This is a genomic window from Aeromonas sp. MR19, assembly GCF_963899305.1.
Classification (GTDB): domain Bacteria; phylum Pseudomonadota; class Gammaproteobacteria; order Enterobacterales; family Aeromonadaceae; genus Aeromonas; species Aeromonas bestiarum.
Genome location: NZ_CAWQWZ010000054.1, coordinates 93,953 through 108,459, shown reverse-complemented (window position 1 = coordinate 108,459; position 14,507 = coordinate 93,953). Strand labels below are relative to the sequence as shown.

The following is a 14,507-nucleotide window of genomic DNA, read 5'->3' as shown; positions in this document are numbered from 1 at the left end:
GCTATTTGAGCATGAAAAAAGGTTCTCGCTGGAGAACCTTTTTCGGGAAGAAGGGACTTAAAGTGTCTTGAAGTAACGCTCCACCAGCTGGGCCAGCACAGAGTCGAGTCTATCCTGCACCTCTCCCAGCTCCCGACCGACACGGCGCAGAAACAGGCTGGCCTGCTCCTCGGTCAGCTTGCGTCCCTCGATGAAGAACTCCTGCTCCGGCAACTGCTTGTCGTAGCGCGGGATCAGCACCCAGCTCACCAGGTCAGGATCGATGACAGAGAAAATCTTGGCGGCGGCGACACAGAAGGTCTCGATATGCTCCTTGCCATCCGGCCCCAGGCAGCCGGGCTCGACCCGGATCTGGATGGTGAGTTTCTTCTCTGTGGGGGTCTGGGTCGTCATCTTGCTACATCCATGCAAAGGCATCCGTCTTGGATTGTAAGCCAAAAGGCAATAGAAAGGGGAGCCTGAGCTCCCCTTGTGACGCCGTCACCCTTATTTGGTGATGCGCTTGTACTTGGCGCGGTGAGGCTGGACTGCCTCGGCGCCGTAGGTCTTCTTCTTCCACTCTTCGTATTCGGTGAAGTTGCCTTCGAAGAAGGCAATATTGCCCTCGTCCTGGTAGTCCAGGATGTGGGTGGCGATACGGTCGAGGAACCAGCGATCGTGGGAGATGACCATGGCACAACCCGGGAACTCCAGCAGGGCGTTCTCGAGGGCGCGCAGGGTTTCGATGTCCAGATCGTTGGTCGGTTCATCCAGCAGCAGCACGTTGCCGCCGGTCTGCAGCAGCTTGGCCAGATGCAGACGGCCACGTTCACCACCGGACAGCTCGCCGACGCGTTTTTGCTGATCGGCGCCCTTGAAGTTGAAGCGGCCTATGTAGGCACGGCTCGGGAACTCGTAGGTGCCGATGCGCAGTATGTCCTGACCGTCGGCGACCTCTTCGAACACCGTCTTCTTGTCGTTCATGCTGTCGCGGAACTGATCCACCGAGGCCAGCACCACGGTATCGCCCAAGGTGATGGTGCCGGAATCCGGCTGCTCCTGACCCGACATCATGCGGAACAGGGTGGATTTACCGGCCCCGTTAGGCCCTATGATGCCGACGATGGCCCCCTTCGGAATGGCAAACGACAGATCGTCGATCAGCACGCGATCACCGTAGGATTTGCGCAGGTTGGCCACTTCCAGCACCTTGTCGCCGAGGCGGGGTCCGGGCGGAATGAACAGCTCGTTGGTCTCGTTGCGCTTCTGGTAGTCGTTGGTGTTGAGCTCTTCGAAGCGAGCCATACGGGCCTTTGACTTGGCCTGACGGCCTTTCGGGTTCTGACGAACCCATTCCAGCTCCTTCTCGATGGACTTGCGACGAGCGGCTTCGGAGCTGGCTTCCTGAGCCAGACGGGCATCTTTCTGCTCCAGCCAGGAGGAGTAGTTGCCTTCCCACGGGATACCTTCGCCGCGGTCCAGCTCCAGGATCCAGCCAGCCACGTTGTCGAGGAAGTAGCGGTCGTGGGTGATGGCCACGACTGTGCCTTCATAGTCGTGCAGGAAGCGCTCCAGCCAGGCCACGGATTCCGCATCCAGGTGGTTGGTCGGTTCATCCAGCAGCAGCATGTCCGGCTTTTCCAGCAGCAGGCGGCAGAGGGCCACGCGACGGCGTTCACCACCTGAGAGGTGCTGGATCTTGGCGTCCCAGGCCGGCAGGCGCAGGGCATCGGCCGCGCGCTCCAGCTGGTTTTCCATGTTGTGGCCACCCTGGGCCTGGATGATGGCTTCCAGCTCGCCCTGTTCGCGGGCCAGCTTGTCAAAATCCGCATCCGGATCGGCGTAGGCCGCATAGACCTCGTCGAGACGGGCCATGGCGCGTTTGACCTCGCCGACCGCCTCTTCCACCGCTTCGCGGACTGTCTGCTCCGGATCCAGCTTCGGCTCCTGGGGCAGGTAGCCGATCTTGATGCCGGGCTGCGGACGGGCTTCCCCTTCGATCTCGGTATCTATACCGGCCATGATGCGCAGCAGGGTGGACTTACCGGCACCGTTCAGACCCAGTACGCCTATCTTGGCGCCCGGGAAGAAGCTCAAGGAGATGTTCTTGAGGATATGACGCTTGGGCGGCACTACCTTGCCGACCCGGTTCATGGTGTAAATAAATTGAGCCATTGGCTAATTCTCTTCCTTTTCAGCAGGTTAATGTCTTGGCACTAACGGACTGATGTCGTGGTGGGGCCAGGTCGGCACGCCGCCAACCCGGTTCCAAAAAACTCGTCGATTGTAAACCAATGGACAGGGGTGGGCAAAGGTGGCGCCCGGTTGGCGCCCCCCTTTGCCGAGGCTGTCACGTCTTGCTGCATCAGCCGCGCAATCTTGGCATCATGTGGGCTTCTTTTTGTCCCGGAGCCGTCATGACCGCATCCCCCCAGACACCTTCACTGGCGGCCTTTCTCACCGCAATGGGATTGGACGCGGCTGTGAGTGACGTCCTTTGCCAGCGCTTGCCACGACTGACCCTGAGCGCCGGTCAAGTTTTGCTGGCGCAAGGGGCACGGCAAGAGGCGGCGTTTTATGTCGAACAGGGCATAGCCCGCGCCTGTCACTACACCCGGGACGGGCAGGAGCGTTGCAAGGAGTTCTATTTCGAAGAGGAACTCTGCCTGCTCTATGACAGCTGGCTGAGTGGCGCACCTGCCCGCTACCAGCTGGAGGCACTCACGGCCCTGCAGGTGGTGCGTGTACCGCTCGCCCTCTTGGATGAGCCGGCGTTTCAGGCGGTCTGCCTGGCCCAGCTGCGCCAGCAGCTGGGCTACAAGGAGCGCAAGGAGGCCTTTTTGCTGCTGCACTCCCCCGAGGAACGCTACCGGGAGCTCTGCCACACCTTCCCCCACTGGCCGGCGCGGCTCACTCAGGTGCAGCTCGCCAACTACATCGGCATCAGCCCGGTCACCCTGTCGCGGATCCGCCGGCGCATTAACAGGAGTTAATGCCGCCCCCTTGTCATCCCCTCATGCTGCGCCATTCGAAGGTGATTGGAGGGATGGATGATGTCGCTGTTTTTGTGGTCGCAACTGGTGGTGAGCCTGGCCTTGCTGCTGGATCTATTGTCGTTTCAGCTGCGGGATCGCAGGGGGATCCTGGCCTGTCTGGCCCTCTCCTGCGTGCTCAATGCCGGCCATTTCGCGTTGCTGGGGCAGGGGTCGGCCGCCAGCCTCTTGCTGCTGGCCTGCGTGCGTTTTCTGGTCAGCATGCTGGCAACGAGCCGCGTCCTGATGTGGTTATTTATGGGGTTGGCCTGCGCAGCCGTGTTGGCGACCTATCAGGGGCCGCTGGCGCTGCTCGGTCTGCTGGGCAGCCTGCTGCAAACCCGGGCCGCCTTCTGCCAGGATGATCGCCTGCTGCGGCGCTGGATGCTGCTCGGCACCCTCTGCTGGTTGGCCAACAACCTGCTGGTGGGCTCACCGGTGGCGGCACTGATGGAGGGGCTCTTCATGGTCAGCAATCTGGTGGGTTACTACCGCCACCATGGGCGCAAGGCGTGTGTTAGCTAGTCATATGCGGGTCCGTGTTGCCGTGTTGCAGGCTGGCCCGGTCAGGACCTTGATGGAAGTGCGGGATATTGCGGCTGGTTTGGGTTTGGCGGTGGATCTGGGTAGGCAAGGCAAAGAGGCCGCCATTGTGGCGGCCTCTTTGGCGTATCAGGCTTTGTTGAAGCCGTTGATGAGCGCCTTTGCGTAATCGATGACGAACTGCTGGCAGTGGATGGCCGTTTGGGGATCGAACTCCTCGTCATGGAGATCCGTATTGGATAGCACCCGGATCCCGACAAAGGGCACCTTGTAGGCCTCGGCCACCAGGGCGGCGGAGGAGGTCTCCATCTCTTCTGCTGCGGTGTTGTAGGTCTGGTGCAGCCAGTTGATGCGGGCCACCTGCCGGTTCCACTCGTCGGCGGTGCCTATGATGCCAGGGACTACGCGGCCATGGCGATAGCGCTCGGCCATGCCGAGGGCGCGGCCGACCAGCTCGGGGTCACCGGCAAACGAGCTGTGCTCCACCAGCTTGCCCTTGTCGCGCAGGCGCATGGTCACATCGAAGTTGTGCCATTTGCTCGGGTCGACCCCCTGCTCGGCCGGGGCAAGGTCGCTGCGATAGGCGCCCATGTTGAAGCTCCTGGTGCCTATGACGATATCTCCCCGGTGCAGCGCCGGATCATGGCCGCCCGCTGTGCCCTGGTTGATGATGAGGCGCGGCTGAAAGCGCTCCATGGCGAGGGTGGTGGCGGCAGCGGCATTGGCCAGACCCACCTCGGTGCGGGAGATGACCACAGGATAGCCAGAGATAGTGCCCTGCCAGTATGTCCAGGCCCCCACGGTCAGCTCCTTCTTGTCTTTCAGGGCGGCCACCAGGGTCTCCACTTCGACATCCATGGCCCCCTGGATCAGGATGGGGGCCGGGCTGGCCGCCGTGACGGCAGAGGAGAAGAGGGCAAACAGTGTGAGCAGACGCGAGCAGCGTTTGATGAAGTTCATGGGTTACCTGTTGGTCTTGCGAGGAAGCGCAGGATCCTACCGAAAGGCAAACGGTTGCGCAAACGCGGATGTGAATGTTGTCAATAAATGCCGCCGCTGGCGGCATCTCTCAGGGTTGCTTGTGACCCGCGAAGTAGAGGACCCGCCGCACATATTGCTGGGTCTCCTGATAAGGGGGTATGCCCCCGTATTGCTCCACCGACTTCTCGCCGGCGTTGTAGGCCGCCGACATCAGGGTCCAGTTGCCGTCGAAGTGGGTATGCAGCCACTTGAGGTAGGCTACCCCGCCCTTGATGTTCTGCTCGGGGTCGAAGGGGCGGGTGACGCCGAAGCGCTGCTGGGTCTCGGGGATGAGCTGCATCAGCCCCTGGGCGTTCTTGGGGGAGACGGCGCTGCTGTTGAGATTGGATTCGGCGATGGCGATGGCCAGCACCAGTCGCTCATCGATGCGGTGACGCTTGGCGGCACTGCGCAGCATGATGACCAGCTTCTGCTTGGCCGGGGACTGGCGGGCCAGATAGGCATCCAGGTTGAAGGGGGTACTGGGGATCTCGGCGAAGTAGCCGCCACCCCCGCCGACCCCGGCGCCACACTGATCCCCCATGACGGCATTGCCGATGCGGGCGTTGTAGTAGCGAGTGGCCTGCTGGTTGCCAAGACGCATCGCCATGGCGAGGTAGGCGTTGGCCATCCTGGGGTTGCGCACCGAGCCAGGGCCTGTGGCGAGCAGACGGCCGATGCGGAAGTAACCTTCCGGATTGCCCGTCGTGGCGGCGGCGCAGTAGAAGTGGATGGCCTGGGTCAGGTTGCCCTGACTCTGTGCCACCTGACCTTTTTTCAGTGCGCTGAGCGCCTTGGGCGCCTGTCTGAAATCCCTGCTTTGCGCCGCTGCCTGCACGGTACCGGCCAGCAACAGCGATAAAAAAAGCAGCAAAAACAGCCTGTTTTCGCTGAGGCTCGACATGGATTCTCTCCTGTTGGGGTACAGAAGATATAGGGGAACATGGCCCGTTCCGCCATTAATCCAGTGGATCCTGTTGTTATGGATCCACTCCTCCAGAGATCAAAACGGTATGGAACCAGTGTGAAATGCAGGCGCGGCAGGAGCTGTGACTGTGCCATCCAGGCGTTATGGGTAGAAAAAGAGTGTTGCAGACACGCCTCTAGTGGCTAGCATCGGCCCCATCGGCCCCATCGGCCCCATCGGCCCCATCGGCCCCATCGGCCCCATCGGCCCCATCGGCCCCATCGGCCCCATCGGCCCCATCGGCCCCATCGGCCCCATCGGCCCCATCGGCCCCATTAGCCCCATCGGTTCCGTTGGCGCCGTCAGTTCCATTGGTCCCGTAACTCCCGTTCTCACCCTCCATATTGCTGTCATTGGCAGCGGCATGGGTTGCGCAGTCCGTGCCTGCCGGGCAGGGGGATTGGGCCAGGGCTGGGACGACATGCAGGCCTGTGAGCAGTATCAGGAGGGATAACAGGGGGCGGATCTGGGTCATGGCTATTCCGGGCGGCACTGGCCGAGCAAAGGGTTGGGAGCAGAGGTTGTCAGTGGCGTTGCAGCTAGACGTCGAGATGATGCGTCTGCTCATCTTCTCTGGCGGCGGGCAACTGGCGGTACATCAGACCGATTTCACTCGCCACCCAGACCGAGAGCAGGGCCAGCAGGCTGAGCAGGGGCAGCAGGGTATGGCTCTGTTGCAATGCACAGGCGGCGAGGGCGGCGCCCAGCAACAGCAGGGTTCGGATCATGAGGTGACTCCTTCTCATCATGGTGATCTGGCATGGCCCGGAAGCTGTTCCCGTATGACGCCACGCCCGGCAGTATACCGCGCCGTGCCTGCGCGTGTCTGTGTCCATATGTGGTGGTCACCGCGCGCATCCTGATGCGTCGGGCGAGACTCGGCGATCTGATCCATTCATCACTCATCGGGCGCCAGGTTCATCTGCTCGCTCATGGTATCGATGAAGTGGCGGATCACGGGCGATGCGCTCTGCTCGGCACTGTGCGGGGCATAGAGCACGCAGAGATCGGCCGGGATCTGCTGCTCCAGCCGGATGAAACGCACATGGGGCCATTTCTGGCGGCCGTAGCTGGCCGGGGCGAGCGCAACCTGCTGGCTGGTGGCCACCACCGCCATCAGGGTATTGGGCTCGACCACCTCCTGACTGAGGTGGGGGTAGAAGCCCTCTACCAGGCAGGAGTTGATGATGAGGTCGGTGGAGGCCGAGTTGGCCCGGCTCATCAGCACGAAGCGCTCGCCCGCCAGCTCGGTGAGGGAGACCCGCTTGCGATCCCGCAGCGGGTGCTCATCCGATACTGCCAGCACCATGGGTTCGCGATAGATGCTCTCGGCCTGCAGCGGATGGATGTTGAAGGTGTCGGCGAAGCGAGCGAGACCGAGATCTATCTCCTTGCTGGCCAGCGCCTGCTTCTGCTTCTCCGGCGACAGCTCGGTGAAGGAGATCTCGAACTCGGGATGGATCCTGTGACACTGGCGGATCACCTCGCCAAAGCCCGCCCAGAAGATGGAGCTGACCAGCCCGATGCGGATCTGGTTGCGCTCCATGCGCCCCGCCTGCACCACCTTGTTGAGGCCGCTCTCCAGCACGTCGAACAGCAGGGCACACTCATCCAGCAACAGACGGCCTGTGGCGGTGAGGCTCACCTGGCGAGTGTGGCGTTCGAACAGGGCCAGCCCCAGCACGCTCTCCAGCTCCTTGATTTGGGCACTGAGTGGAGACTTTGAAACATTGAGCTGCTCGGCGGCCCGGCTGAAGTGGCCGTGGCAGGCTACTGCATGGAAGTAGCGCAGCATCTTGAGGGTGACGCGATCGCGCCAGTGACTGTCGAGGGACAAGCTGACCTCCTGTCAGTATGGGGAGCCGGGTGCGATCCCCGTCAAAGATTGCGCATCGGGTTGTGCTGGCAGCTGGGCCCGTGCACGGCGCCTGGTCGATCCGGCTCACACTCTCGCCACCGCTTTTCTGCGGCCAGCGCGCCGACTGGTTGACAATAAGGGCCAATCAGCGCCGTTTCTGCGCGTTTGGGCACCCTATGCCTGCTATCGCTCGTCTGATTGTGCTGAAAAACGGGATAGTCAGGCCGATTTTAGCGATTTTTATCGCCGAATACCTCCCCTAGAGTGAGCCCCATGTCCCATTTACAGCCTCAAGAGGTGCAGCTCATGCAACAAGATCCGGTACTCAACGCCGTCGCCACCATTCTTGCCCGCAAGCCGGGTTTTGCCCCCCGCGCCGCCATGATCCTGGGTTCAGGCCTCGGCGTGCTGGCCGACGGGCTGGAGGAGAAGGTCACCATCCCCTACGAGGAGCTGGACGGTTTCCCGGTCAGTACCGTGGCCGGTCACAGTGGCGAGCTGGTGCTCGGCAAGCGGCACGGGGTGGACGTGGTCTGCATGAAGGGGCGCGGCCACTACTACGAACACGAAACCATGAAGGTGATGACCACCCCGGTGCGCACCTTCAAGCGCCTGGGCTGCGAGCTGCTGCTGGTGACCAACGCCGCCGGCTCGCTGCGCCCGGAGCGGATCGGGGTCGGCTCCCTGGTCATCTTCAACGATCACATCAACACCATGCCGGGCACCCCCATGACTGGCGCCAACGACGAGGCCTACGGCCCGCGCTTCTTCAGCCTAGCCAATGCCTATGACAAGGGGCTGAGGGGCGAGGCGCTGGCGCTGGCCGAGCGCGAGGGGATCGCCGTCAATCAGGGGGTGTTCGTCTCCTACAGCGGCCCCTGTTTCGAGACAGCCGCCGAGATCCGCATGATGCAGATCATCGGCGGCGACGTGGTGGGCATGTCGGTGGTGCCCGAGGTGGTCAGTGCCGCCCACTGTGGTCTGCCGGTGCTGGCCATCTGCGCCATCACCAACATGGCGGAGGGGCTCGGCGACGTGCAGCTCTCCCACGAGCAGACCCTCAAGTGCGCCAAGCTGGCGGAAGCGGACTTCATCCGCCTCATCAACACCTTCATCCAGCACCACTTCCAGTAAGCAGGAACGACCAGGAGGTCACCTATGTTTGCAGCAGGATTTCTCGGCATGGCGGCGCTGATCCTCATCGCCATTCTCGCCTCGACCAACCGCAGGGCCATTCGCCTGCGCACAGTGGGGCTGGCGCTGGCCTTGCAGGTGGCCATAGGTGCCCTGGTGCTCTATGTGCCGCTGGGGCGACGGGCGCTGGAGGGCATGGCCCACGGGGTCGACGCCGTGCTGGCGAGCGGCAAGGCGGGCATCCACTTCCTGTTCGGCAACCTGGTCAACTTCTCGGTGGATGGCATAGGCTTCGTGTTCGCCCTCAACGTGTTGCCGCTGGTGGTCTTCTTCTCGGCGCTGATCGCCGTGCTCTACTACCTCGGCATCATGCAGCTGGTGATCCGCTTCATCGGTGGCGCCATGGCTCGCCTGCTCGGCACCTCCCAGACCGAATCCATGTCGGCGGTGGCCAACGTCTTCGTCGGCCAGAGCGAGGCGCCGCTGGTGGTCAAGCCCTATATGCCGAAGATGAGCGACTCCGAGTTTTTCGCCGTCATGTGTGGCGGCATGGCCTCGGTCTCCGGCACTGTGCTGGCCGGTTACGCCATGATGGGAGTGGACATGCAGTACCTGCTGGCGGCCTCCTTCATGGCGGCGCCAGGCGGGATCCTGTTTGCCAAGCTGATCATCCCCGAGACCAGCCAGCCGGACTATGCCTTCGACCACAGCATCCAGTTTGATGGCAAGAAGCCGGAAAACGTGCTGGCGGCAGCCGGCGAGGGGGCCAGCAGCGGCCTCAAGCTGGCTGCTGCCATCGGCGCCATGCTGATCGCCATGATAGGGCTGGTGACCCTGGTCAACACCTTGCTCGGCGGGGTAGGGGACATGATGGGCATGCAGCTCTCCCTCGAGATCATCCTGGGCTGGATCTTCTCGCCGCTCGCTTTCCTGCTCGGGGTGCCGGTGGCGGACATCGGCATCGCCGGCGCCATGATCGGCAAGAAGCTGGTGGTGAACGAGTTCGTGGCCTACAGCGATCTCTCCCCCTACCTGAAGGACGCCAGCACTGTGACCGCCGCCGGTCTGCAGGTGCTGGAGGAGAAGTCCAAGGTGATCATCAGCTTCGCCCTGTGCGGCTTTGCCAACCTGGCCTCCATGGGGATCCTGATCGGGGGCCTCGGCACCCTCTGTCCGTCCCGTACCGATTTCATCGCCCGCCACGGCCTGCGCACCGTGCTGGCGGCCACCTGTTCCAACCTGATGAGCGCCGCCATCGCCGGGGTCTTCTTCTCCCTGGTCTGAGTGAGCCTCAGGTTCTCTATGGGGCGCTGAGGCGCCCCTTTTCATCACCCATTATCGCAATTCGGAGCCTTCTCATGACCTCTTACACCCTCCTGGACCTGACCCAGGCCGCCGTTCGAGCCATCGGACTGATGGATCTCACCAGCCTCAACCCGGATGACAACGAGGCGCGTATCCTTGCGCTCTGCCGGCAGGCGCAGACCCCCTTTGGCAACACGGCTGCCGTTTGCATCTATCCCCGTTTCGTGGCGCTGGCCAAGCACACCCTGGCGGCCCAGGGCACCCCGCAAATCAAGGTGGCGACCGTGGTCAACTTCCCCCATGGTGACGATGAGCTCGAGGCCGTGCTGGCCGACACCCGTACTGCCCTCCTCGATGGCGCCGACGAGATTGATCTGGTGATCCCCTGGCGTGCGCTGCAGGCGGGAGACGAGACACGCGCTCGGGCACTGGTGCGCGGTTGCAAGGCGCTGTGCGGGGCGCGACTGCTCAAGGTGATCATCGAATCAGGCGAGTTGAAAGACCCAGCCCTGATCCGCATTGCTTCCCGGCTCGCCATCGAGGAGGGGGCCGACTTCATCAAGACCTCTACCGGCAAGGTGCCGGTCAATGCCACGCCTGAAGCCAGTCGCATCATGCTGGCGACCATCGCCGAGCTGGGGGTACGGGAGCATGTGGGGTTCAAGGCGGCGGGCGGGGTGAGAAGTGCCCGGGAAGCGGCAGACTATCTGGCCATGGCGGCCGAATGCTGTGGCGAAGCCTGGCTCGATGCTGACCACTTTCGCTTCGGCGCCTCCAGTCTGCTCGGCCAGTTGCTGGCGACCCTGGACGGCAAGACCCCGGCCGTTGTCGGTCGTGGTTACTGAACGACAACCCCCCAGCCAGACCGGCGCCCTGCAGGGCGCCCGTCATTACAGGTGCATTGCATGTCCCATCCCCGTTTTCATTTCGTTCAGGCCCACGGCAAGGTGCTGCTGTTCACCCTGCTCATCAGCCTGTCGTTTCCCATCGGCAGTGCGCTCACCGCCGTGCTGGATCCCCTGGTGGTCACCTGGGTGCGCTACCTGCTGGCGGCGCTCACTTTCGTGACTCTGCTGGCTTGCCAGCGGCGACTGCAACTGCCATCACTGCGGGATCTGGGGCGCTATACCCTCATCTCGCTGCCGGCGCTCTGTTACTTCGTCGCCATGTTCGTAGCGCTGCAGGAGACCAGCGCCCTCGATGCCAGCGCCCTCTACACCACGGTTCCCCTCATCAGCGCCCTGGCCAGCATGCTGATCTTCCAGCGTCGCATTGGCTGGTCGATGGCGTTTGCTTTGCTGGGAGGCATGGTGGCCGCCGCCCTCATCATCTTTCGAGGGGAACTGGGACAGGTGGCGAGCCTGAGCCTCACCCCCAGCAATCGCATCTATTTGCTCGGTTGTGTGGCCATGGCTCTCAATCCCATCCTGATCAAGTGCTACTACCGGGGGGAGTCGTTCGTTCATCTCACCTGCTGGACCCTGATCTGCGCCACCCTGCTGCTCACCCTGGTGACGGCGCCCCGGTTGCTGGCGACCGACTGGGGCCAAGTGTCGCTGCCGCTCTGGTTCGGGATGGGCTATCTGGCGCTGTTTGCCACCGCGCTCAGCTTCTTTCTGTTCCAGCAGGGCAGCGTGGTACTGCAGCCGGAGCAGGTCTCGGCCTACACCTATCTGATCCCCGTGCTGGTGCTGCTGTTCAGCAGCCTGACGGGGGAGCTGGTGGTCTGGCATCAGGTGGGCTGGGGCGTGCTCGGGGTGATGCTGACCATGGTGGTGATGGTGCTAGGATCGGTCAGGGTGCAATCCGGCAGGCCCTGAGCGGGATCAATCGGCGATCTGGTGGTAGGCCAGATACCAGCGCACGAACTCGGTGACGCCCTGCCTGAGCGGGGTGGCGGGGCGGGTGCCCGTGAGGGTGTGCAGGGGCTCGCTGTCGGCCCAGGTGGCGTGCATGTCGCCGGCCTGCATGGGCAGCATCCGCTTGATGGCGGGCCTGTCCAGCGCCTGCTCCAGCGCCTCGATGAAGTCGAGCAGCCGCACCGGCTGGCCGTTGCCTATGTTGAGGAGGCGGTAGGGGGCGGCACTTTCGGCCTGGCTGTCCTGGCTGGCGTGCCAGTGTGGTTTGGCGCGCGGAGGCAGCTCGGCGACGGCGAGTATGCCGTCCACTATGTCGTCTATGTAGGTAAAGTCGCGGCTGAGCAGGCCCTGGTTGTACACATCTATGGGCTCGCCGGCCAGGATGGCGCGGGTGAACTTGGCGATGGCCATGTCGGGGCGACCCCAGGGGCCGTAGACGGTGAAGAAGCGCAGACCTGTGGTGGGCAGACCGTAGAGCGCCGAGTAGGCGTGGGCCATCAGCTCGCCGCTCTTCTTGGTGGCGGCATAGAGGGATACGGGGTGATCCGCCGGCTGTTCGGTGGAGAAGGGCATCTGATCGCTCAGGCCATAGACGGAGCTGGAGGAGGCGTAGATCAGATGGTTTATGCCGTGCTGGCGGCAGCCTTCCAGCACTGTCAGCATGCCGGTGAGGTTGCTGTCGGCATAGGCAAACGGGTTCTCCAGTGAATGGCGCACCCCCGCCTGGGCCCCCAGGTGGATCACCCGCTCGAACCCGCTCTCGGCAAACAGGGTCGCCATGCCGTCCCGATCCGCCAGCTCCCGCTGCTTGAAGCGAAAATGGGGGAAGGAGACCAGCCGTGACAGTCTGGCCCGCTTCAGGCTCACCTCGTAGTAGTCGTTGAGGTTGTCCAGCCCCACCACCTGATGGCCCGCCTCGCACAGCCGTCTGGCGACGTGAAAGCCGATAAAGCCGGCGGCGCCTGTCACCAGATATTTCATTCGTGTTGTCCTGTGCTGATCATGGGGGCCTGTGGTCCTGAGTGGGGGCTGAAAAAGGGCTGGGCGCTTTGTACCAGAGCGCGGGCCTCGGCGCCACATGGAGGCGGCGCCATGGTGGACGAGGGCTGGCTCGTCAGGCGCGGCATGCTGCATCTTGGTGCACTGACTGTCAATGGAGAATGACAGGCACCAAAACGGGGCGTTCCCCGTGGCTATTGTGATCCTGGTCGCAAAAAATAGACTGGAATCCATAACGAAGCCCTGCGGACAGGGCTCGCGTCCGCCACGACGGACACAAGACACTCTTTTCACTTCGCTATTGGATACAGGTTATGGACAACACCCCAGGCTCTGCGCGCTCAGCCCGTTCTGCGCATCCCCTCTATGAAGATGTACTCGCCCTGCTGACCGCAGCCGGTTTCGTTTCCCTCGGCATCTTCCTGTTTCATCAGGTCGGCCTGCTCACCGGCGGCACCGCCGGGCTGGCGCTGCTGCTGCAACAGGTGACGGGGCTGAGCTTTGGCCTGCTGTTCTTCGGCATGAACCTGCCGTTTTACGCCCTGGCCTGGCTCAGGATGGGGCCGCGCTTCACCCTCAACACCTTCGTCTCCGTGGCCGCCGTCTCCTTCATGACGGATCACCTCAACGCCGTGCTGCAGATAGGCAAGATAGAACCCGTCTATGCGGCCCTGATCGGCGGCACCCTGATCGGCATGGGGCTGCTCATCATGTTCCGCCACAAATCCAGTCTGGGTGGTTTCAACATACTGGCGCTGTTTATCCAGGACCGCTTCGGCATCCGCGCCGGAAAGCTGCAAATGGGGCTGGATTGCACCATAGTCATCGCCTCCTGCTTCGTGGTGCAGCCCTGGATCCTGGCGCTCTCCGTGGTGGCGGCCATCATCTGTAACCTGGTGTTGACACTCAATCACAAGCCGGGCCGCTATCAGATAGCCTGAGCCAGAACTTCTCTCACAATCAAAAAGAGCGCCTGATGGCGCTCTTTTGCTATCCGGGAGCCTGACCCCTCTCATACCACCATGGGCAGACCGGTTTCTGGATGGTGGATCACCTGGGCCGGGTAGTCATACAGGCGATCGATCAGGGCCGGAGTCAGCACCTCGGCCGGGGTGCCGTCGGCCATCAGTCTGCCCTGCTCCAGCATCACCAGCCGGTCGGCGTAACGGGCCGCCAGGTTGAGATCGTGCAGCACCACCAGCACGGCTGTGTTGCGGGCGGCCAGGGCGCGGGCCATGGTGAGCAGCTGGTGCTGGTACTTGAGGTCGAGCGCCGAGGTGGGCTCGTCCAGCAGCAGCAGGCGCGGCTGCTGGGGATCGTCCGGTGCCTGCCAGATCTGGGCCAGTACCCGGGCGAACTGCACCCGCTGCCGCTCCCCGCCGGAGAGGCCGGGATAGAGGCGGCTAGCCAGGTGCTCGACCCCGGCATGGGTCATGGCGGCCCGCACTATCTGGTCGCGCCGGCTGGCGGGCTCGCTGTGGGGCAGGCGCCCCATGGCGACCACCTCTTCGCACAGAAACGGAAAGTTGAGGGACGAGCTCTGCGGCAGCACGCCGACGCTGTGGGCCAGTTCTATGGCGGGCCAGGCTTGCCGCTCCCGGCCAAACAGGCTTATCTCCCCCTCGTGTTCCAGCTCGCCGGTCAGACACTTGAGCAGCGAGCTCTTGCCTGCGCCGTTGGGGCCGAGCAGGGCGGTGAGCGTGCCGGCCTGCAGGCTGAGGTCGAGCCGGTCCAGGATGGGGCGGCCACCACGGGTGAGGCTGAGCTGGTGACAGCGCAGCAGGGGGGTTGATGCAGGCAAGATAGACCTC

Annotated in this window: 16 protein-coding genes; 8 read left to right on the top strand and 8 right to left on the bottom strand. The window is 63.2% G+C overall.

The window, feature by feature from the left end:
- Positions 1–57: 57 nt before the first annotated feature.
- Together AACQ95_RS22185 and ettA are read right to left on the bottom strand one after the other, a co-directional pair.
- Positions 58–393, bottom strand: coding sequence for a hypothetical protein (locus tag AACQ95_RS22185; protein ID WP_043135129.1), 336 nt, complete (start codon positions 391–393; stop codon positions 58–60).
- A 93-nt stretch (positions 394–486) separates the two neighbouring features.
- On the bottom strand, positions 487–2,154 hold the full coding sequence (gene ettA, locus AACQ95_RS22180) for an energy-dependent translational throttle protein EttA (RefSeq protein ID WP_043135128.1): 1,668 nt from the start codon (positions 2,152–2,154) through the stop codon (positions 487–489).
- Positions 2,155–2,396: 242 nt separating this feature from the next.
- Between ettA and AACQ95_RS22175 the strand changes: the two genes are divergently transcribed.
- Positions 2,397–2,972: a Crp/Fnr family transcriptional regulator gene (locus tag AACQ95_RS22175; protein WP_241280010.1), complete on the top strand. Its 576-nt coding sequence runs from the start codon at positions 2,397–2,399 to the stop codon at positions 2,970–2,972.
- A 57-nt stretch (positions 2,973–3,029) separates the two neighbouring features.
- On the top strand, positions 3,030–3,536 hold the full coding sequence (locus tag AACQ95_RS22170) for a YgjV family protein (protein WP_241280009.1): 507 nt from the start codon (positions 3,030–3,032) through the stop codon (positions 3,534–3,536).
- Between the two features lie 147 nt (positions 3,537–3,683).
- On the opposite strand, the gene AACQ95_RS22165 is transcribed toward AACQ95_RS22170, so the two are convergent.
- Positions 3,684–4,514, bottom strand: a complete 831-nt coding sequence (locus AACQ95_RS22165) for a phosphorylase family protein (protein ID WP_241280007.1) — start codon at positions 4,512–4,514, stop codon at positions 3,684–3,686.
- A 109-nt stretch (positions 4,515–4,623) separates the two neighbouring features.
- Positions 4,624–5,478 carry a lytic transglycosylase domain-containing protein gene (locus AACQ95_RS22160; protein ID WP_098980633.1) on the bottom strand — a complete coding sequence of 285 codons (855 nt, stop codon included), beginning with the start codon at positions 5,476–5,478 and terminating at the stop codon, positions 4,624–4,626.
- Between the two features lie 202 nt (positions 5,479–5,680).
- On the opposite strand from AACQ95_RS22160, the gene AACQ95_RS22155 reads away from it, so the two are divergent.
- Complete coding sequence (locus AACQ95_RS22155; protein WP_241280005.1) at positions 5,681–5,995, top strand: hypothetical protein; 315 nt, start codon at positions 5,681–5,683, stop codon at positions 5,993–5,995.
- An 85-nt stretch (positions 5,996–6,080) separates the two neighbouring features.
- Here AACQ95_RS22155 and AACQ95_RS22150 read toward each other — a convergent pair whose 3' ends face one another.
- Together AACQ95_RS22150 and AACQ95_RS22145 are read right to left on the bottom strand one after the other, a co-directional pair.
- Positions 6,081–6,269, bottom strand: a complete 189-nt coding sequence (locus tag AACQ95_RS22150; RefSeq protein WP_103471517.1) for a hypothetical protein — start codon at positions 6,267–6,269, stop codon at positions 6,081–6,083.
- 170 nt (positions 6,270–6,439) lie between these two features.
- Positions 6,440–7,378, bottom strand: coding sequence for a LysR family transcriptional regulator (locus AACQ95_RS22145; protein ID WP_241280003.1), 939 nt, complete (start codon positions 7,376–7,378; stop codon positions 6,440–6,442).
- Between the two features lie 327 nt (positions 7,379–7,705).
- Here AACQ95_RS22145 and xapA point away from each other — a divergent pair, with 327 nt between their 5' ends.
- The 4 genes from xapA to AACQ95_RS22125 all read left to right on the top strand — a co-directional run bounded on the left by xapA (position 7,706) and on the right by AACQ95_RS22125 (position 11,658).
- Positions 7,706–8,533 carry a xanthosine phosphorylase gene (gene xapA, locus AACQ95_RS22140; protein ID WP_241280001.1) on the top strand — a complete coding sequence of 276 codons (828 nt, stop codon included), beginning with the start codon at positions 7,706–7,708 and terminating at the stop codon, positions 8,531–8,533.
- Positions 8,534–8,557: 24 nt separating this feature from the next.
- Positions 8,558–9,817 carry a NupC/NupG family nucleoside CNT transporter gene (locus AACQ95_RS22135; protein ID WP_241279999.1) on the top strand — a complete coding sequence of 420 codons (1,260 nt, stop codon included), beginning with the start codon at positions 8,558–8,560 and terminating at the stop codon, positions 9,815–9,817.
- A 74-nt stretch (positions 9,818–9,891) separates the two neighbouring features.
- Complete coding sequence (gene deoC / locus AACQ95_RS22130) at positions 9,892–10,683, top strand: deoxyribose-phosphate aldolase (RefSeq protein ID WP_241279997.1); 792 nt, start codon at positions 9,892–9,894, stop codon at positions 10,681–10,683.
- Between the two features lie 60 nt (positions 10,684–10,743).
- Positions 10,744–11,658 carry a DMT family transporter gene (locus AACQ95_RS22125; protein ID WP_241279996.1) on the top strand — a complete coding sequence of 305 codons (915 nt, stop codon included), beginning with the start codon at positions 10,744–10,746 and terminating at the stop codon, positions 11,656–11,658.
- A 6-nt stretch (positions 11,659–11,664) separates the two neighbouring features.
- On the opposite strand, the gene AACQ95_RS22120 is transcribed toward AACQ95_RS22125, so the two are convergent.
- Positions 11,665–12,678 (bottom strand): NAD-dependent epimerase, encoded by a 1,014-nt coding sequence (locus tag AACQ95_RS22120; protein ID WP_241279994.1) that lies wholly within the window; start codon positions 12,676–12,678, stop codon positions 11,665–11,667.
- Positions 12,679–13,010: 332 nt separating this feature from the next.
- Between AACQ95_RS22120 and AACQ95_RS22115 the strand changes: the two genes are divergently transcribed.
- Positions 13,011–13,637: a YitT family protein gene (locus tag AACQ95_RS22115; RefSeq protein WP_005311722.1), complete on the top strand. Its 627-nt coding sequence runs from the start codon at positions 13,011–13,013 to the stop codon at positions 13,635–13,637.
- Positions 13,638–13,708: 71 nt separating this feature from the next.
- Here AACQ95_RS22115 and AACQ95_RS22110 read toward each other — a convergent pair whose 3' ends face one another.
- A complete protein-coding gene (locus tag AACQ95_RS22110; RefSeq protein ID WP_241279992.1) occupies positions 13,709–14,497 on the bottom strand; it encodes a heme ABC transporter ATP-binding protein in 789 nt (262 codons plus the stop codon).
- Positions 14,498–14,507: the final 10 nt, after the last annotated feature.